The following is an 18,467-nucleotide window of genomic DNA, read 5'->3' on the forward strand; positions in this document are numbered from 1 at the left end:
AATGATAAATATTCCCAATATGAAACTTATATCTCTATAAAAAAAAGTAGCATAATAGCTACTCCTTTTTTCTTTGTTTCTCATATTGTTCAAACGCATGAATTCTTTCAAAAATTGGTGGGTGCGTGTATAAGAAAAATTTCACTAACGCAGGCGGATTTACTTGGCTTAAACTTGTTTTTGATAAATATTGAAAAGTTTTCACACCAGATTTCCCATCTTTCGTCATATTTAAAGCATATTGATCTGCCGCTCTTTCTTCTATACGTGAAACATAGTTTGTTGCTGGTTGTGCTGCAAAAGAGAGTACAGAAGAAATTAAGAAAAATAAAGGTAAAATGGAGAAACACGCTACTTTTGAAATTTGCAATGTATCTCCCCATTTGCGAATACACATATTTATAATACGACTAATTAAAAACATACCTATAAACGATAGCAATACATAACTTGCAACGCCAAAATATATATGCTTCATAACATAATGCCCCATTTCATGGGCCATGATAAATAAAATCTCTTTATCTTTTAACTGCTTAAGCGTTGTATCCCACATTACAATACGGGCGTTAGGGCCAATTCCTGTTACGTAAGCATTTAATGCATTCGTTTTTTCTGACATATTTACTTCATATACGTGCTTAGCAGGAATGTCCGCTTTGTCTGCTATCGCTAAAATTTTCGTTTCTAATTCTTTATTTTTCAGCGTCGAAAAGTCGTTATACAGTGGGTCAATAACGACAGGCTGTATGAATGTTAAAAAGATTGTAAATGGAACAGAGAGCGCCCACCCTGCTAGCCACCATCTCTTCGGAAATTTACGGATAAGCCATAATAGAACGGTCACTACAATTAACATAGTCGCATAACTTTCCCAAAAACCGATAACATGATCTTTTATCCAGCTTTGTGTACTTTGCGTTGAAATGCCGTAATCAACGGACACTTTGCGGCCAATCCATTGCATCGGTAAGGCAAGCACTGTTGTCAGTAATGATAAATAAAAGAAATAAATCGCAACTTGCAAAACACTTATTTTAGTCGTTTCCTTCGACCATTTCTCAAACTTTCTTGAAATACCTAGCACAAGTACAAACAATAAAATAATCCACTCAAGAGGCGTCGCTAAAAAGTATAGTAAATTTTTCACGCGCGAATAATCTTGGCTTAGCGTAAGCTCTCTCGCACTCATAAACGTTTCTGGATCTGCACTTGTTCCTTTATACATGTCCGGAATAAGTTCATGATTCCATCCAAATAAATACCAATATATAAGTAACGCAAATCCAACGTACAAAAAAAGCGACCAACCAATAACCTTCCTCACGCTATTCCCTCCTCTATGCTGCCTGTCTATTATTATTGTAAGTTCGTACACGCTAAATTAGAACAAGCTTATTATGTGAATTGCTCTGGATCTTTTTATTTACATAAAAAAACTCTTCTACATAAGAAGAGTTTTCCCTATCTTTAAACACTTTCTTCGTTTCATAATCTGGAATAAAGCTCGCACTTACAAACCGACACGTACCCTACTTGCTTTTTAGATAACATAAAAAGCCTCTTTAAGGAAGTACATCTATTAATAAATTAAAATCTTGTAAAGAGAAAGAACTATATTTCATAATACCTTGTACAGCTAAAAGTAAAACAAGACCGATCACACACATATAATTAACGCTTTCTTCATTCTTTTTTTCAGTAACCACTCCACCACTTATACATAAAATCCCTAGCAAATGAAGCGCTAAATACATGAAAAAGTAAGCTTCCTCCCAGCGCAAAATAACATTCACTGTCGTTATTAACACTAGACTAAGTAAAATCAAATAAAAAAACTTATTTGATGATATCGTTTCATTCATATAATTTTATACATCCCTTTCAAATTTTGAATTAATGATGTTTCAAAGCTATAAAGTAAATGATTGTTTTCATACCATAAAACAAAAGGAAAGCCACCATTACTTTCTCGAATACTTTATGAATCCACATATACTTCTCTTCATTCTTTTTGAAGATGCGCTTCATCATTTCTTCTACAATTAGACCAAATATTAGTAAAACCCCGAACACAATAAGAAGAGAAATAATATTTTCTTTTAAATGAGTACTAGAAAATAAGTAATACTCTGGAAACACAATCGTATCTACTACAGGTTGAAGCCAATGACAAACGCTTTTATCACACATATCTGTAATAGACGTAGAATCTATAATGTCTTTTAATATTTTTTCAACCGTCTTCTTCATCTTATTTACTCCCGACTACATCTGAAAAGCTCTTTTCCTGCTCTGCATATATAACTGGCACTTCTTTACTCCAATATTTGCGATTAACAAATAAAAAGATAAGTACTAAGTTTAATCCTGTTATAAAAATAATAAGTCCAGGAAAGAATGTCGTATAACTTGAGAAATCGGCAAAACTAATAATTTTTTCTCTACTTATTAGAAAAGACGCACCTATTACAAATGCATTGTTTAACATATGTATTGCAATTGGCATGAGTAAACTTTTCGTACGAATATATACGATTGACAATACGATGCTGAATATGGCTGCACCGAGGAAATCAACATGTAACAACGCAAACAATATTGCTACAACGATGGTCGCTATGCTCGTTCCCCATTTTGTTGCAAAACGTTGAAGTAAAAATCCGCGAAAAACAAACTCCCCGATAATTGGTGCGATGAATACGACCCTAATGACTTGATATACATATCCCCCAGTACTATCTATAATCGGTTCATGCAATGCATTCATAATAAAGTCCGGTGTAATCCATGCAAAACTATACATATACAAAATAAGATACCCGTAACTAAACATGCACAACATAACCGTAATGTATAAAACTTGCACCAAGTTAAATGTTTCATTTTTATTAACAAACAATGAAAATGAAATGCGATGCTTTCTATACTCATAAAAAATCCATATGATCGGAAGGATATAGAATATAAGGATATTTATAAAAGAAGAATTTTGTATATGAAATATACTTGTTAGCAAATCGCCACTACTTCTCGCTATTAAAATTAATAGTGCAAATACAATTAAAAAATATCTAGCTCGCATCACTTGAAACGGATTCACACTCATCTCCTCCCCTATGTTACTTTTATCATATCATTTGATTCTTAATTTTTTGCGAAAGAAAACCTTAAAATTTCCTTAAAAATTCCATAAGTTACAAAATGATGATATGATATTCGAGAAAATTAGGAGGGATTTTTATGTACCGAGCAAATATTTTACTTGTTGATGATGAAACAGCAATTTTACAATTACTAACTACCATTCTTGAAAAAGAAGGTTTTTCTCATATTACAACTGCAACATCAGCTGAAATAGCTTTATCTCTAACTAAGCAAAACAATTACGATTTAATTATTTTAGATGTAATGCTTCCTGGACGATCCGGTTTTGATATTTGTCCAATCATTCGCCAACAAACAGATTGTCCAATTTTCTTCCTATCAGCAAAAGCATCTGATTTAGATAAAATATCCGGATTTTCATACGGTGCGGATGATTATATTACGAAGCCCTTTAATCCATTAGAAGTAGTAGCACGTATGAAAGCACAGCTTCGGAGACATATGAAACAAACCGTACCACACGAACAAAAATCACACTCGATTTCATTTGGCAGATTTGAAATTGATCAGCACTCTGCAGAACTGACAGTGGATGGGCACATTGTCGAATGTTCCGCTCAACTCTTTCAACTACTACTCTTCTTTTGCGAGAATCCGAACTACGTATTTTCGAAAGAGGAAATATACGAAAAAGTTTGGGGAGCACCTGCCTATAATGGCGATGACAACACTGTTATGGTCCACATTCGAAAACTACGTGAAAAAATTGAACATGATCCAAGTAAACCAGAATATATAAAAACCGTTCGCGGGCTTGGTTATAAGTTCGTTACAAAGTAGGGTGACGCTATGAATTTTAATAAACGACTTATTATTCAATTTATCATGCAACACGTTTTTGTTTTAGTTACATTACTTATCGCTGTAGTTGCTGCTTTTACTTATTTAATTTTTCTTCTTACTAGTACTTTATACGAACCTAATATTCCAGATTCTGATAGTTTTACAATTTCAAGATACATCTCTTCAGAAGATGGGCATATTTCGTTACAATCTGAAGTGCAAGATTTAATAAAGGAGAAAAATGATTGGCTCCAAGTTGTAGATGAGAACGGAAAAATCCTCTACCACTTTAATACACCAAATGATGTTCCGAATGCTTATACGAAGACATCTTTAGTCGCATATATACAACATCATATCGAAAGTAATTATAAATTTACATATTGGGAAATTGAATTAGAAGAAAAGAAAGTACTTGTTATTTATGGTGGTATGTTAAAAAGCAATGCGTTACTGACAGCAATTCAAAAGGATCACCCCTCTTTAACGATGGATTCGTTCACATTAACAGATCAAGAAAAACAGTTACTGTCTAAAGAAAAAGCAGCACTTCAAATATTTAATCAAAATGGCGAAGAGGTTTTTGCCTATCCAGCTGGAAAGAAAAAAACATTTTCAGCCATACAAATCGCCCTTAATGAAAAAGAACCGTGGAATCATAAAGAAAACACGTCTAGCTTTTACGATGCAAATAGTGGCAACCTTCTCGTTGTGACTGCGAAAAATGATCACTACTATCCAGATGACGAAATTGAAGATGTATTTACTAAGAAGTTTCTCATCGGATGCGGATTAATCCTTCTTATCGTATTTGTTTATTTAGTCATTCTTTCTATTTGGTACGGTAATAAATTCGGGAAACCGTTATTACATGCGATGCGCTGGCTTAAAAATATCGCTGGCGGAAAGTATGAAGAACCTATTAGTAAAAAAGGAAAACCTGTCAGGTTCCGGCGATCTGGTAAAGAAAAATGGTCATTCCGTTTGTTTAGAGATGTAACAAGTTCACTAGAACACCTTTCTATTACACTCAAAAAAAATGATGCGATGAGGCAAGTACTTCAGCAAACACGAGAAGAATGGATTACCGGTCTAACACACGACTTAAAAACACCACTTAGCTCTATATATGGCTACGCATTATTACTCGAATCGAATCAATATAACTGGACTGATTGTGATATTCAACAATTTGGTAGTGTTATGAAAGAGAAATCTCAATATATGACGACATTAATTGATGATTTAAGCTTAACGTATCAATTAAAAAATAACAGCCTTCCTGCCCAACACGTAAACGTTGAAATCAATCAATTCGTTCAAAAAGTGTTATTGCAATTTATTAACAATCCAACACTCCAAAATCAAAATATTGAATTCGTACCGAGCTCAAATAAAATTCAATATTTCATTGAAGAAAAATGGTTCCAGCGTATTATCGAAAACTTACTCGTAAATGCTGTAAAACATAATAACGAAACAACTACTGTCATCGTAAAATTATCACAAAACGCTAATTCCTTTACACTCTCCATTTCAGATGATGGAAAAGGAATGGATGAAAAAACGAAAGAACTTCTATTTGAACGATATTACCGCGGAACAAACACAGAAGAAAGCAACATCGGAACTGGACTTGGCCTAGCCATTACAAAACAGCTCGTTCATGCTCATAACGGGACAATTTCCGTTGATAGTGCACTCGGAAATGGAACGACGATTATTCTTGTATTTCCGTTTCGTTCGTAGGAAAGATGCTATGTGGCGTCTTTTTTTCTTTTCTGGGAGAATTTTGCGGTAATTGAAATTATGTGAATCGTTTTTTCGAGACAAAGTAAAAATAAAACTATTAACAAATACATTTCTAAACTGTTATACTATAAATAGAAGTATAAACTAACTAAGTTTTGCATAAAATGAAGTAGACGAGGTGCTTCCAACACCCCGTCACTGCAACTAATTACCGCAAGGTGGAAGGTTGCAACTAAAGCTTATTTGCGCTTAGAAGACTTCCCACGCTTCGCAGGCAGACGGGTGGTCTTCTTTTTGCGCTTTTTTGCCGTTAATTTTTTAAATCCAAAAACTATACCTTCTCTAGCTATAGTTTTTGTAATTTCCAACAAAATTTGCAAAAGAAATTCCATACGATTACACCTCCTTTCTTCACAAAATGAAGAAAGGGCATAACCTTCCACCCGCAATATTTAATTGCTATTTTATTTTACCATTTTCATATGTATTACAGATAAAACAATACAAATTTAACAATCCACTTATAAAGTGAAACTTTAATCAGTGGAGGTTTTGTTCATCCCCCACTGATTATTAGCCCTCACCAATCGCGCTGCCCGGCAAATAGCGGGATAAAAATAACCCTTCATAACTCACTATGAAAGGTCACTCCATATTTCAGCTATTTCCCTACTAACACAAACACATTCTCATCAGGTGCTTCCATTACTGCAACATGTCCTGATTCTGTTGGAAATGGTTCGCGAATCCATTTTACATCTTTATTATCTTTTAAACTTTCATACGTTTGTTGTACATCTTCTACTAATACTTCGACTTCCGTAAAATTAATATCCGGATGATTGCTTATTACTAACTCTGAACTTTTCTCATCTGGAAACTTCAATCCTATTAACGTCCAAATAACCCCTTCTTCTAGTTCTCTTTCTATCATCCAGTTTTGCTTCATTCCCATTTCTTTATAGAAAGAAACTGATCTTTCTATATCTTTCGTATGTATAGATACACATTCTAGTTTTTTGAACATTTTCCCATTTCCCCCTTTATGAAAAAGCGAACCATCTCCCAACGATTCGCTCTTACCCTATTATTTTTTCTTCACCGGTATCCAAAGCTCTACTTGTGCAAACTCACTCTTATCTTCGTGGCAACGCTCATCGTACAGTTCAAACTCCGTAACACCGCAATGTTCATATCCTGAATGCGGGAACCATTCTGAGAATACTGCATTCCAAGTTTGGTGAATAGACGATACCATTTCTTCATGAGGAACTTTCGGCGTTGTAAATACTGCATATGTTGCTGCCGGGAAAGTACGCTTCGCAATTTCATTTGGTACATTTTCAAAGTCTGTAACTTCCATTCCGATAATGTAAGTGAAGTCTCCTGTTTCTAAATTAAAATCAGTACATAATCCAAGCTCTACCCATTGACTCGTATCTTTACGATTCGGAATCGTCGTTCCAAGATCTTTTTGTAAATATTCTTGCCAAAATACTGGAATGTCTTGATGGTTTTTCCCTTCTTTACTTGTCGTCTTCAATTCATAACCCGCCACTAAAAATTCTGGTTTATTTACAATACGATATTCCATTTGTATGCCCCCTAAATACGGATTTAATTTTCTTTGCTTTACATTCACTCTGTAATACATCGGTGTTTCGATTTCTTGTTTTCGATATTCACTCGGTGTCATTTGAAATAATTTTTTAAAGGCTCTCGTGAACGTTTCGTGAGATTGAAAGCCATGTTCAAACGCGATATCAATAACTTTTTCATCCGTATGAGAAAGTTGATAAGCTGCCCGGGCTAACCTCCGCTTTCGAACATACTCCATTACTGTATCACCTACTAATGCCTGAAATACACGATGAAAATGCGACTCAGAAAAACCTGCAATACGTGCTAAATTACGCAGCGTCTGTTTTTCCATTACATCTTCCTCAATATAATCAATTGACCTTTGAATTTGTGTTTCATAGCTTTCCATCTCTGTTCACCCGCCTTATATGTATTATGATAAAAGAGAACGCAATCCAATTCTTGACGTTTTTTACTATAATTCCATAAAAAATTGTAACTTTTTTATATGTATTTCGTTGTTATATATGAAGGGAGGGAAATGTAGTGAAACGCAAACAATCATTAGAAGAAATTTACTCAGAGCATATGCAAGATTTATTTCGCTATCTTCTCTCCCTAACCGGAGATTCCCACTATGCGGAAGATCTCATGCAAGAAACATTTTACCGAATGCTCGTCCATATTGACTATTATAAAGGAGAAGAAATTAGGCCGTGGTTATTTACAATTGCCTACAATGCCTTTATCGATTGGTATCGTAAAGAAAAGAAATATAAAACAACAGAAGTTGCAGAATTCCATTTACCAAACGTGCCAAGTACAGAACATGCATATTTCGTAAAACATGAGATTGCTAGTTGGTTAGACAGTTTATCTTCTCTTCCGCTCGAAAGACGAAATGCCCTGCTACTACGAGATTACTATGGATTCTCCTATAAGGAAATAGCAGAAATGACTGGTCTCTCATTAGCGAAAGTGAAAATTGAATTACACAGGGGACGAAAAGAAATGAAAAGCATAAAGGAGTGATACGGATGGGGTGTACAGAATTTAAAAAACTATGGAAGAAGTATGAAAATGGAACGCTCACGCATGATGAACAAGAACTGTTAGAAAGTCATATTGAGTCATGTGAAGAGTGTGAAGCTTACTTAGATGAGCTGTTAACAAAAACAGAACCAATTAAGAAAAAGTTACCTCCAAAAGATCTTAAAGTTCCTTTTTGGAGGATTAAGTGGAAACATCGTTTACAAACATTTGGTTTTATATTATCAATTTGCATCGTTATCTATATAATCGGCGGGGTATTATCAGCCTTTTATTTTCAAGCTAATAATGATAAAAGGCTAGAAGAAATTAGAGAGGTTCCTTCGCTTGCACTTGAAGCAACGATCCCAAATAGCCGTGTTATGGGGGGCGGAACAAGTGTAGAAGCTTTTTTCCGTACGAATAGCCAATTTGATTTAGTACGAACCGTCGGTAAAAAAGAAATGCCCCTCGGTACAATAGAAACAAAAAGCTTCTTATCATCTGTAGATGTTACGAAGCGAACTTGGATGAATCCGTTCTATCAACCAAAACTCTTCTTTGTTCATCCAAAAACAGAGCAGGGTGATTATTTAAAGGATTCATCAAAAAAAGTATGGGATACACTTGCAAAAGTACATGATGGAACCGTTGCAGAAGTAGCAATTTCTTTTGATAAATCTTACACTTTAAAAGAATTAGAACCGCTTTTATATAGCATATTCGAGGCACAAGAACTCCCTCCAACTCCTTTATGGTACGCTTTAGATACAGGACAAGAAAGAAAAAATGTAGATGACTATATCCTACATGGCGGAGAAGCTATAGGGTTTCCAGAACATGTAAGATTCCTCGATAATGAAACTGACGGGCAGAAAACGCAAGAAGACAAAGTAACCGAAATGATGCGCGTCCTTTCTATCCATAAAAAAACGGTAAGCAAAATAGCAGCGCTTTCTGAGAAAGAATTAAACTTAGATAAACGTTATCAATATGTAAAGGATAACGGTGTAAAAGTATACGGAATTGTTATTACTGGCCCGTCGAAAGAGTTATTAAAATTACAAAACTCCCCGCACGTACGTTATGCGACTCTTGGAGATATTGAGATTTGGAATTGGTTTGATAATTAATAAAAAAGAAGTAGCGCTCTAAAAACGATGCGCTACTTCTTTTTTAATTCGAAATCACTTTCACATACATCCCTCTCACCGCTTTTTCATAAGCGATATCACTCATCTGTCTTATTTTTTCTGATACAACAGATGACTGAACAATTTTCCCTTCACGAAGTAACGGCGGATCAATAAGACGCATTTTATTTTTCTGATGTAAATCATAATCGTTTCTATCTTCTTTTCCTTTTATATTTGGATGAATTTTGCTTAATAAAGCTTCTACTTCGGGGTCATTACATTGCTGCAATTTCGAAATAAGCTCCTCATCTTCAAGAAGAAAATCATCTGCATGAATAATTCTTTTATGAAGAGCTACCTTTAACGTTTTCGCTAACATATCATTTCCGTAAATATTCATTGGTTCCATAAAGAAATCGATTACTTCTTTGTAATACGTTTCTGTAAACCATTCCGCTATTTCAATATTTTGAAGAACCATTTTCCCCTCTACTTCGATGACATCCTCTAAAAAACTATGAACTTCTTCTAAAGAAATATACCCATATGTATACATATCTCGTAACGTATAATCCACTCGATCTGCGCATAATTCGGGCGCTGACCTTTCCAGTAACGTCCACTTCGAATCATCTAATAAAATATCTTCATAGTTATAACCATGCCTCACAAGGATCGCTGGAATTTCTGAGTTTTTCACAACAGAACTAAATATCTCTTCATGATAACTTTCATCTTCATTATCAAAAACGTAATCAATCACGTGGGAAAAAGCAGTATGTGATACGTCATGTAGTAAACCAGCAATCTGTTCTTCTACTGAACCACCTAGTTTTTTCACCAATAACATAACACCCACTGAATGCTCAAAACGAGTTACATTCCATTTCTCGTTCATTAAGTAACTTGCGCCTGCTTGATGAATTCCCTTTAGTCTTTGCATAGGCTTACTTAAAATTAATTCTTCTAGCACTGCATCCACTTCAAATTCTCCGTATAGTACATCTGATATGATCACTTACAATCCCCCTTTTCAAGCAAAGTCTTTTTATATTATCTCTTTTTTGAAGAAGCGTAAATATACTATTCTGTAATTTGAATATAAACGTTCTGTTTTTATAAAAAACAGGTCCTCTTGTTCTTATCAAATTTAATCAAAAAAAGAAAATATTTCCACGACCCCTCTTTTTTTGTTTTAATAGATTTATAAATACATATTTACTAAAGAAAAAAGCAGCGAATGAAGTCAATTAGAAACTGACTTACAATTATAATATGAAAGGTCGGATAACTATGGACAGTTATTTTCCAAAAGCGGGGAAGTTAATTGGCGGTATCATTATGCTTATTATTTTGCTTTCATCTTTTTGGCTTATATGGATTGGAGAAACGAACATTCGTTACAGTGGAGATCATAAGGGCACGATGCCCTTTTGGTACAAGTGGCTCCCTGTTATTGTCGGTATACTCCTTGTCCGTTTCCTACCATTTCATCATAAAAACTATAATCCCCTTCAACAATTTGAACCAAGGCGCATCATAATTCAAACTGCTATCTTCTTCTTAAGTGGCTCCCTCTTCACGATTTGTCTTCTCACCACGAACTTTGAAGGAATGGCATTACAATTGTGGTTTATGATATTTAAAATTATTTTATTATTATTTACTCCATTAATGCTGCTTTTTTTTTATAAAAATAACCCCGAAAAAGAACGACCAAAGTCAGTAAAATTAACAGGGGATAATAGATGGTATCGGTTTACACCACTTATTGTCATTATAATCTGGAGTTACTTCAACTTCTTTTCTATATTCTCTACACCATTTGTTTCAATGAAAATGGAACCCACGATTTTAATCTCCATTTTACTTGTAGGGTTTCTTATAAATAGTGTACTTGAAGAGATTTTTTATAGAGTTTGGTTGCAAACACGTTTGGAATTATTACTAGGTACTTGGCCGGCTATTCTTCTTACATCATTGTTATGGGCAAGCTGGCATATCGCATTACATGGCTCTGGTCATTGGGATATTGATACAGCTACGGTCATTGTGAACCTTGGTATCGTAGGTCTATTCCTTGGATATTTGTGGGCGCGTTATCGTAAGGTATGGGTAATTATTATTGTTCATGGATTAATTAATGCACATCCACAACAACTAATTGAGATTATATTTAAGTAAAGAGCGCGATTGAGAAATAAAAAATAAAAGGGATTATACATGATTAATATGTATAATCCCTTTTATTTAACCTTATTCAAACGTAACTTCTACCTGCACAATCTCCGACCTACTACCAAGTCTAAGCGGTGGTCCCCAAAATCCAAATCCAGAAGAAACAATTGCGTGGAACGCGCCTTTTTGTGCGTATCCCCAGTCTAGCTCGTACATTCTTCTCGTTACAATATGATTGGGCGCCATTTGTCCGCGGTGCGTATGACCGGATAACAATAAGTCTACACCTGCCGCTGCTGCTTGTTTCAACTCAAATGGCTGGTGATCCATTGCGATAACAGGCATCGATTTATCTACCGTACTCATTAATTGTTCAAAGCTTTGGCGATCTCGCTCTGTTTTATCTCTTCTTCCAACGAGATAGAAATCATCTTCAATGGTGATTACTTCATCTAAAAGAATACGAATATCAATCTTATCCATCTCTTGTAAAAACTCTGGAACCGCTCTGCCGTAGTATTCATGGTTTCCTAATACGCCATATACACCTAATGGTGCTTTCATTTGTTTCATGATTGGTCCCATATTCTTTTGAATGAACACACCTGGATGATCATCGATAATATCACCTGGCAGCAAAATAATATCAGGTTCCATCTCATTTACATGACGAACAAGTCTTTTTAAATGTGAAACGCCAGACAGTTTACCGAAATGCATATCAGAAGCCATCGCAATGCGTAAACTTTTACGCCCCTCTACTTTTTTCGGTATGTGCACTTCGTACTTTCTTACTACCGGACTATACGCATTAAATACTCCGTACGCAAAGATAAAGATAAATGCAGCTATCACAGCCGCCCCTGTCCAAATAATTGCTGCTTCTTTCTCCACTGAAAACTGTAAAAGAAAGACCATAATATCAGCTAATGGCAACAACATAAGTGCATATTGTATAACCGCAAACCAAATCGAACCTATCGTTCGCAGAAATGGCAGAAACTTAAACACTTGCACGAGAATGTACGCATATGAAATAAATGCGACTATGAAAGCATAATATCCCCAAGATTCCCAGCCAAATACCGCATGAAGCCAAACCCATCCGTTCCAGCCGATGTAAAACATAAGTAGTGTGTATATAATTAATATGGTAAATATATTGAGATAACGAAGATTCTTCACAGCCAGCCTCCTTATTGATTTCTTCTATTATAACTTGTTATGCACTTATAACGTAAATATTAAGCGCTTCAATCTTCAGAATAAGAACATTGATAAACATATTGTCTTAAAATTTTTAAGAACGGCTGTAATGGACATTTTTGAGTCTTACGTGTTGGATAAAATTCTATTATCTTTATCCTTCAAAACTCATCTATGCAATTATGCATAACCATCAATTCCGTTTTATTTTCATGTTACGATATAAATGTAATACGACATATATCGACAAAAATAAAAGGAAGTGATTGTATGAAACGTTCTAAAACATATTTAAAATGTTTAGCATTATCCGCTGTTTTTGCTAGTAGCGCTGTAACTCTTTCAACACCTGCTGCTTACGCTCAAACGACGTCACAAGTTGTAACAGATATCGGGCAAAATGCAAAAACACATACGAGCTATAATACATTTAATAATGATCAAGCTGATAATATGACAATGTCTTTAAAGGTAACTTTTATCGATGACCCAAGCGCTGATAAACAGATTGCCGTTATTAATACAACTGGTAGTTTTCTAAAAGCAAATCCTACTATAAGTGATGCACCTATTGATAACTACCCAATCCCTGGCGCTAGTGCAACATTACGTTATCCTTCACAATATGATGTTGCATTTAACCTTCAAGATAACAGCGCTCGTTTCTTTAACGTAGCACCTACAAATGCTGTAGAAGAAACGACTGTAACATCTAGCGTATCTTATCAACTTGGTGGCTCTGTTAAAGCTTCTGTAACGCCTAATGGCCCTAGCGGTGAAGCTGGTGCAACTGGTCAAGTCACTTGGTCTGACTCTGTAAGCTATAAACAAACTAGTTATAAAACAAATTTAATTGACCAAACAAACAAAAACGTAAAGTGGAACGTATTCTTTAACGGATATAACAATCAAAACTGGGGTATTTACACACGTGACTCCTATCATTCTTTATATGGAAACCAACTGTTCATGTACTCTCGCACATACTTATATGAATCTGATGCAAAAGGTAATTTAATACCGATGGATCAACTTCCAGCACTAACAAATAGCGGTTTCTCTCCTGGTATGATTGCTGTTGTTATCTCTGAAAAAAATACAGATCAATCTAACTTACAAGTCGCTTATACAAAACACACCGACGACTACCAACTTCGTCCAGGCTTCACATTCGGAACTGCAAACTGGGTTGGAAACAACGTAAAAGACGTTGATCAAAAAACATTTAACAAATCGTTTACACTAGATTGGAAGAATAAAAAATTGGTAGAGAAAAAATAAAGAAAACCGAACCGCCACTTAGATGACGGTTCGGTTTTTATTTAAATTACAAAATCCTCCGGAATAAACACTTTCACTTCTTTCGGCTGTACGTATACGAAATCACCCGCTTGAATGTTCAGCTGTTTGAACTGTTCTTTCGTAATTTCTGCTTCTAAATATTCATCTGTTTCGTCTCGTTTTAATTCTACATATACGACAGGTCCGACTGCGTGAGAATAAGATACTTTTGCCGGGATTGCATCTACGCTTTGTTTCGTACGAGAGATTGATAAGTCATGCGGTCTTACGTAGGCTATTCCGTCTACGTTGGAAACGTGCTTATGCTCTGGTGCTTCTAGTTCGACCGATCCTACATTTAGCTTTCCTTTATGAACGCGGCCGTGAAATAAATTTACATTTCCTAAAAAGTCATATACAAACGGACTTGCTGGGTTTTCATATACTTCTTCCGGTGTTCCCATTTGTTCAATGCAGCCTTCATTCATTACAACGATGCGGTCTGCAACGTCTAACGCTTCTTCTTGATCATGCGTTACGAATACGCTCGTAATTTGAAATTCGTCATGTAATTTTCGGAGCCATCTTCGTAATTCTTTTCTCACCTTTGCATCGAGTGCACCGAACGGTTCATCAAGTAATAAAATTTTCGGTTCGACTGCAAGTGCCCGGGCTAGTGCAATACGTTGACGTTGTCCACCAGATAATTGCGCTGGATAACGTTTAGCAAAGCCATCCATTTTTACGAGCTTTAATAATTCTGTTACCTTTTCTTCTATCGCTTCTGCTGACGGTCTTAAGCTTTTCTTTCTTACTTTTAAACCGAAAGCGACATTCTCAAATACATTCATATGCTTAAAGAGCGCATAGTGCTGAAAGACGAAACCGACTTGCCTGTTTTTTACGTGAATGTCTGTTAAATCTTCCCCATCAAATGAAATAGAACCCCCATCCGCTTCTTCTAATCCTGCAATAATGCGTAATAACGTCGTTTTCCCAGAACCTGATGGGCCTAATAAGGCCACAAGTTCACCTTTTGGAATATCCAAATGAATGTCTGTTAGTGCTTGAAATGTACCATATTGCTTTGATACACCTTGAATTTGAATACTCACCGTAATCCCCCTTATTGTCGTTTTTCCATTCGCCATTCAATCCAGTTTTTTATAACGAGTGTAAACACTGCAATTAATGACATTAACGTCGCTACTGCAAATGCTGCTGAAAATTGATATTCATTGTACAAAATTTCAATATGGAGCGGCATCGTGTTAGTAATGCCACGCACGTGACCTGATACGACAGAAACAGCTCCAAACTCACCGATAGCACGGGCATTACATAGAATCATGCCGTATAAAATCCCCCATTTTATATTTGGAAGCGTAACGCGCCAAAACATTTTCCAGCCACTTGCGCCAAGTGATAAAGCTGCCTCTTCTTCACTTTTCCCTTGCGCCTGCATAATCGGAATTAATTCACGTGCAACGAACGGGAAGGTTACAAAGATTGTTGCGATAATAATGCCTGGTACAGAGAAAATGAGTTTCACTCCATGTTCAAGTAACCATTCGCCAAGAGCACCCCTCGGTGTGAAAAGTAAAACGAATACTAATCCTGCGATAACTGGTGACACAGCAAACGGCAGTTCAATAAGAGAGAGTAATACTTGTTTTCCTTTAAACTGAAACTTTGTAATAAGCCATGCGGCCGCTACCCCAAATATCGTATTAAGCGGCACAACGATTAACGCAACGAGAAGCGTTAATCTAATTGCTGAAAATGCTTCTTGATCTGTAATAGCGGCAATGTATACATCCATCCCTCTTTCAAAGGCTTTTAGAAAAATAGTTATGAGTGGCAGTAATAGAAAGAGAGATAAAAATAAAACTGTAATCGTAATTAATATGCCTGGTACAAGCTTAGATTCTTTTTTAGCTGATACGCTTTTTACTATTTTCTTTTCTAATACTGTTGGTTCCATTTTCTCTCCTCCTATTCACTTTTTAGTTCATGCCTTCTACTCCAGCTTTGAATCATATTAATAAGAAGAAGGAAAAGGAGAGAAATAATAAGCATCACGGTCGCTACAGCTGTTGCCCCCGCATAATCATATTGTTCTAGTTTCGTCATAATCATCAGTGGTGCAATTTCTGTTTTCATCGGCATATTACCTGCGATGAAAACGACAGATCCGTATTCTCCTAATGCTCTTGCAAATGCGAGTGAAAAACCTGCAAGAAGAGCGGGAAAGATCTCTGGTAAAATGATTTTCACAAATATTTGCAAGCGGGATGCACCTAAACTCGAAGCTGCCTCTTCTACTTCTTTATCAATATTTTGCAGCACTGGTTGCACCATTCGAACGACAAATGGTAAACCGATAAAAGTAAGCGCAACGATAATTCCGAGTGGTGTAAAAGCTACTTTTATGTGAAACAGACTAAATATTTTCCCAATCCATCCATTTTCCGCATAAAGCGTTGTAAGTGTAATACCAGCTACAGCTGTCGGAAGTGCAAACGGTAAATCAATGAGTCCGTCTAATAGTCGTTTCCCTGGAAATTTGTAGCGTACGAGCACCCAAGCTATTAATAAACCGAAAATGGCATTTACAATAGCAGCTGCAAATGAAGTTGTAAAACTAACTTGATAGGAATGCAACACACGCTCGTTCGTTATAACCCCAGCGAACTTCTTCCAACCTAACTGTGAAGTTTGAATAAATACGATAGAAAGTGGTATAAGTACGAATAAACTCATGTACAACATTGTAAATCCAAGCGATAATCCAAACCCTGGTAAAACACGCTTCTTCCTCATCCTCTTTCACCTCATCCCCCTTTAGCAGTGCATTATTTTTGATAAATTTTATCGAATACGCCGCCGTCATTAAAGTGTTTTTCTTGTGCTTTTTTCCAGCCACCAAATAGTTCATCTACTGTAAATAATTGAACTTTCGGAAATTGGGATGCATATTTTTCTGCTACTTTTTCATTACGCGGACGATAAAAGTTTTTCGCCGCAATTTCCTGTCCTTTTTCTGAGTACAAATATTCAAGATACCCTTCTGCTACTTTTTTCGTTCCTTTTTTATCAACGACTTTATCTACAACCGCTACTGGTGGTTCTGCAAGTACACTAATAGAGGGGGTTACAATTTCAAATTTATCTTTTCCAAGCTCTTTTTGAGATAATAACGCTTCATTTTCCCATGCGATTAATACGTCACCAATTCCTTTTTCAACAAATGTTGTCGTTGCTCCGCGCGCTCCTGAATCTAATACTTCTACGTTTTTATAAATTTGACTAACAAACTCTTTCGCCTTATCTTCACTATTATTATATTTTTTCAATGCGTATCCCCACGCCGCTAAATAGTTCCAACGTGCTCCGCCTGATGTTTTTGGATTTGGTGTAATGACAGACACACCTTTTTTCGTTAAATCATCCCAGTCTTTAATTCCTTTCGGGTTTCCTTTTCGAACAAGAAATACAATTGTTGACGTGTATGGAGTGGAATTATTCGCAAGTCGCTTCTGCCAATCTTCTGCTAGTTGTTTTTTCTTACTAATCGCATCAATATCATAAGCAAGTGCTAGTGTAACAACGTCTGCTTCTAAGCCATCAATAACAGAGCGCGCTTGACTTCCAGATCCCCCGTGTGATTGTTTTACATTTACTGTTTGCCCATGCTTCTCTTTCCAATACTTCGCAAAATCTTTATTGAAATCTTGATATAACTCCCTCGTTGGATCATAAGAAACATTTAAAAGCTCAACTGTTTTTTTATCTCCACTTCCTTCAGAATTACTAGTGGATGTTGCCGAACCACACCCTGATAAAAGTACAACTGCTGATAATAAAACACCTGTACTTTTCATAAACGCTGTCTTACCCCACTTTTTCATCGTTAAGCCCCCTTAGTTTATACAATAGAAAAAGGCACACAATATATTCACAAATGTGAACATTGTGCGCCTTCAGTTTATCTGATTAGCTTCTAATGTATTGTATTCGATTTCTTTTCATTTTAATTCTGTAATTCATATGTGTCAACTTGGAATTTGAATTTTCTTACTAAACTAAAATATTGGCATACTTCGAGCCCAATGATTTTTCAAATCAGCAAATTCTTTTGGTAACTTACTATTTTCATTCCATTCTAATTTATATGCATTTACTAACACCGTAGCCATTGATTCACGGTTCATTACTCCATTTTGATTAAAATTACCGTTCTTATCATTTTCAGAGTTCATCCATAATTTCACAAATAAGATATTGCACTCGCCGTAAGCGTTAATCCCTTCTGTTCTATGTATATCTCCTCCTTGTTGGTCATATGAAGCT

General features: G+C 35.8%; 21 protein-coding genes. 7 read left to right on the plus strand and 14 right to left on the minus strand.

What is annotated here, in order from left to right; genetic code table 11:
- Positions 1-58: 58 nt before the first annotated feature.
- The 4 genes from BUA87_RS11875 to BUA87_RS11890 form a co-directional block, all read right to left on the minus strand.
- A complete protein-coding gene (locus BUA87_RS11875) occupies positions 59-1,327 on the minus strand; it encodes a M48 family metallopeptidase (RefSeq protein WP_043936613.1) in 1,269 nt (422 codons plus the stop codon).
- A gap of 238 nt (positions 1,328-1,565) precedes the next feature.
- Positions 1,566-1,865: a DUF2101 family protein gene (locus tag BUA87_RS11880; RefSeq protein WP_016082517.1), complete on the minus strand. Its 300-nt coding sequence runs from the start codon at positions 1,863-1,865 to the stop codon at positions 1,566-1,568.
- A gap of 31 nt (positions 1,866-1,896) precedes the next feature.
- Positions 1,897-2,253 (minus strand): hypothetical protein, encoded by a 357-nt coding sequence (locus BUA87_RS11885; protein ID WP_072939741.1) that lies wholly within the window; start codon positions 2,251-2,253, stop codon positions 1,897-1,899.
- Between the two features lies 1 nt (position 2,254).
- Positions 2,255-3,103, minus strand: a complete 849-nt coding sequence (locus BUA87_RS11890; protein ID WP_072939743.1) for a CPBP family intramembrane glutamic endopeptidase — start codon at positions 3,101-3,103, stop codon at positions 2,255-2,257.
- Between the two features lie 140 nt (positions 3,104-3,243).
- Here BUA87_RS11890 and BUA87_RS11895 point away from each other — a divergent pair, with 140 nt between their 5' ends.
- Entirely contained in the window at positions 3,244-3,948 is a 705-nt protein-coding gene (locus BUA87_RS11895; RefSeq protein ID WP_072939745.1) for a response regulator transcription factor, read from the plus strand.
- Positions 3,949-3,957: 9 nt separating this feature from the next.
- Complete coding sequence (locus tag BUA87_RS11900; RefSeq protein WP_072939748.1) at positions 3,958-5,700, plus strand: sensor histidine kinase; 1,743 nt, start codon at positions 3,958-3,960, stop codon at positions 5,698-5,700.
- Positions 5,701-5,942: 242 nt separating this feature from the next.
- On the opposite strand, the gene BUA87_RS31310 is transcribed toward BUA87_RS11900, so the two are convergent.
- From BUA87_RS31310 to BUA87_RS11910, 3 genes are all read right to left on the minus strand, one after another.
- Positions 5,943-6,095, minus strand: a complete 153-nt coding sequence (locus tag BUA87_RS31310; protein ID WP_000394943.1) for a hypothetical protein — start codon at positions 6,093-6,095, stop codon at positions 5,943-5,945.
- 269 nt (positions 6,096-6,364) lie between these two features.
- Positions 6,365-6,730 carry a VOC family protein gene (locus tag BUA87_RS11905; RefSeq protein ID WP_000473644.1) on the minus strand — a complete coding sequence of 122 codons (366 nt, stop codon included), beginning with the start codon at positions 6,728-6,730 and terminating at the stop codon, positions 6,365-6,367.
- Positions 6,731-6,790: 60 nt separating this feature from the next.
- Positions 6,791-7,693, minus strand: a complete 903-nt coding sequence (locus tag BUA87_RS11910) for an AraC family transcriptional regulator (protein WP_000446842.1) — start codon at positions 7,691-7,693, stop codon at positions 6,791-6,793.
- A gap of 137 nt (positions 7,694-7,830) precedes the next feature.
- Between BUA87_RS11910 and BUA87_RS11915 the strand changes: the two genes are divergently transcribed.
- Both BUA87_RS11915 and BUA87_RS11920 read left to right on the plus strand, forming a co-directional pair.
- A complete protein-coding gene (locus BUA87_RS11915) occupies positions 7,831-8,316 on the plus strand; it encodes an RNA polymerase sigma factor (RefSeq protein ID WP_000824004.1) in 486 nt (161 codons plus the stop codon).
- A 5-nt stretch (positions 8,317-8,321) separates the two neighbouring features.
- Positions 8,322-9,446 carry an anti-sigma factor gene (locus tag BUA87_RS11920; RefSeq protein ID WP_000501938.1) on the plus strand — a complete coding sequence of 375 codons (1,125 nt, stop codon included), beginning with the start codon at positions 8,322-8,324 and terminating at the stop codon, positions 9,444-9,446.
- 43 nt (positions 9,447-9,489) lie between these two features.
- Here BUA87_RS11920 and BUA87_RS11925 read toward each other — a convergent pair whose 3' ends face one another.
- Positions 9,490-10,467 (minus strand): HD domain-containing protein, encoded by a 978-nt coding sequence (locus BUA87_RS11925; protein WP_000587038.1) that lies wholly within the window; start codon positions 10,465-10,467, stop codon positions 9,490-9,492.
- Between the two features lie 275 nt (positions 10,468-10,742).
- Between BUA87_RS11925 and BUA87_RS11930 the strand changes: the two genes are divergently transcribed.
- Positions 10,743-11,633, plus strand: coding sequence for a CPBP family intramembrane glutamic endopeptidase (locus tag BUA87_RS11930; protein WP_072939751.1), 891 nt, complete (start codon positions 10,743-10,745; stop codon positions 11,631-11,633).
- A 72-nt stretch (positions 11,634-11,705) separates the two neighbouring features.
- On the opposite strand, the gene BUA87_RS11935 is transcribed toward BUA87_RS11930, so the two are convergent.
- Entirely contained in the window at positions 11,706-12,812 is a 1,107-nt protein-coding gene (locus tag BUA87_RS11935) for a metallophosphoesterase (protein ID WP_000793728.1), read from the minus strand.
- Positions 12,813-12,846: 34 nt separating this feature from the next.
- On the opposite strand from BUA87_RS11935, the gene BUA87_RS32145 reads away from it, so the two are divergent.
- Positions 12,847-13,023, plus strand: coding sequence for a TetR family transcriptional regulator (locus BUA87_RS32145; protein WP_071714124.1), 177 nt, complete (start codon positions 12,847-12,849; stop codon positions 13,021-13,023).
- Positions 13,024-13,103: 80 nt separating this feature from the next.
- Positions 13,104-14,114 (plus strand): beta-channel forming cytolysin CytK2, encoded by a 1,011-nt coding sequence (cytK2, locus tag BUA87_RS11945; RefSeq protein WP_016513148.1) that lies wholly within the window; start codon positions 13,104-13,106, stop codon positions 14,112-14,114.
- 41 nt (positions 14,115-14,155) lie between these two features.
- Here the strand turns inward: cytK2 and BUA87_RS11950 are convergent, their stop codons facing one another.
- The 5 genes from BUA87_RS11950 to BUA87_RS32150 all read right to left on the minus strand — a co-directional run bounded on the left by BUA87_RS11950 (position 14,156) and on the right by BUA87_RS32150 (position 18,376).
- Positions 14,156-15,229 (minus strand): sulfate/molybdate ABC transporter ATP-binding protein, encoded by a 1,074-nt coding sequence (locus BUA87_RS11950; protein WP_016513149.1) that lies wholly within the window; start codon positions 15,227-15,229, stop codon positions 14,156-14,158.
- An 11-nt stretch (positions 15,230-15,240) separates the two neighbouring features.
- The gene (cysW, locus tag BUA87_RS11955; protein WP_072939754.1) at positions 15,241-16,098 is read right to left on the minus strand and encodes a sulfate ABC transporter permease subunit CysW; all 858 of its coding nucleotides are present in this window, start codon (positions 16,096-16,098) and stop codon (positions 15,241-15,243) included.
- A gap of 11 nt (positions 16,099-16,109) precedes the next feature.
- Complete coding sequence (gene cysT / locus BUA87_RS11960) at positions 16,110-16,937, minus strand: sulfate ABC transporter permease subunit CysT (protein ID WP_001227879.1); 828 nt, start codon at positions 16,935-16,937, stop codon at positions 16,110-16,112.
- 32 nt (positions 16,938-16,969) lie between these two features.
- On the minus strand, positions 16,970-18,025 hold the full coding sequence (locus tag BUA87_RS11965) for a sulfate ABC transporter substrate-binding protein (RefSeq protein WP_000758702.1): 1,056 nt from the start codon (positions 18,023-18,025) through the stop codon (positions 16,970-16,972).
- Positions 18,026-18,199: 174 nt separating this feature from the next.
- The gene (locus tag BUA87_RS32150; RefSeq protein ID WP_001986183.1) at positions 18,200-18,376 is read right to left on the minus strand and encodes a hypothetical protein; all 177 of its coding nucleotides are present in this window, start codon (positions 18,374-18,376) and stop codon (positions 18,200-18,202) included.
- Between the last annotated feature and the right edge of the window lie 91 nt (positions 18,377-18,467).

Source organism: Bacillus sp. bc15, assembly GCF_900142585.1.
Taxonomy (GTDB): Bacteria; Bacillota; Bacilli; order Bacillales; family Bacillaceae_G; genus Bacillus_A; species Bacillus_A cereus.

Coding starts and splice junctions, on each gene's coding strand:
- cytK2 (WP_016513148.1), top strand. CDS start 13,104: ATGAAACGTTCTAAAACATATTTAAAATGTTTAGCATTATCCGCTGTT.
- BUA87_RS11930 (WP_072939751.1), top strand. CDS start 10,743: ATGGACAGTTATTTTCCAAAAGCGGGGAAGTTAATTGGCGGTATCATT.
- BUA87_RS11920 (WP_000501938.1), top strand. CDS start 8,322: ATGGGGTGTACAGAATTTAAAAAACTATGGAAGAAGTATGAAAATGGA.
- BUA87_RS11880 (WP_016082517.1), bottom strand. CDS start 1,865: ATGAATGAAACGATATCATCAAATAAGTTTTTTTATTTGATTTTACTT.
- BUA87_RS11895 (WP_072939745.1), top strand. CDS start 3,244: ATGTACCGAGCAAATATTTTACTTGTTGATGATGAAACAGCAATTTTA.
- cysW (WP_072939754.1), bottom strand. CDS start 16,098: ATGGAACCAACAGTATTAGAAAAGAAAATAGTAAAAAGCGTATCAGCT.
- cysT (WP_001227879.1), bottom strand. CDS start 16,937: ATGAGGAAGAAGCGTGTTTTACCAGGGTTTGGATTATCGCTTGGATTT.
- BUA87_RS31310 (WP_000394943.1), bottom strand. CDS start 6,095: ATGGAATTTCTTTTGCAAATTTTGTTGGAAATTACAAAAACTATAGCT.
- BUA87_RS32150 (WP_001986183.1), bottom strand. CDS start 18,376: ATGAACTCTGAAAATGATAAGAACGGTAATTTTAATCAAAATGGAGTA.
- BUA87_RS11900 (WP_072939748.1), top strand. CDS start 3,958: ATGAATTTTAATAAACGACTTATTATTCAATTTATCATGCAACACGTT.
- BUA87_RS11910 (WP_000446842.1), bottom strand. CDS start 7,693: ATGGAAAGCTATGAAACACAAATTCAAAGGTCAATTGATTATATTGAG.
- BUA87_RS11965 (WP_000758702.1), bottom strand. CDS start 18,025: ATGAAAAAGTGGGGTAAGACAGCGTTTATGAAAAGTACAGGTGTTTTA.
- BUA87_RS11905 (WP_000473644.1), bottom strand. CDS start 6,730: ATGTTCAAAAAACTAGAATGTGTATCTATACATACGAAAGATATAGAA.
- BUA87_RS11885 (WP_072939741.1), bottom strand. CDS start 2,253: ATGAAGAAGACGGTTGAAAAAATATTAAAAGACATTATAGATTCTACG.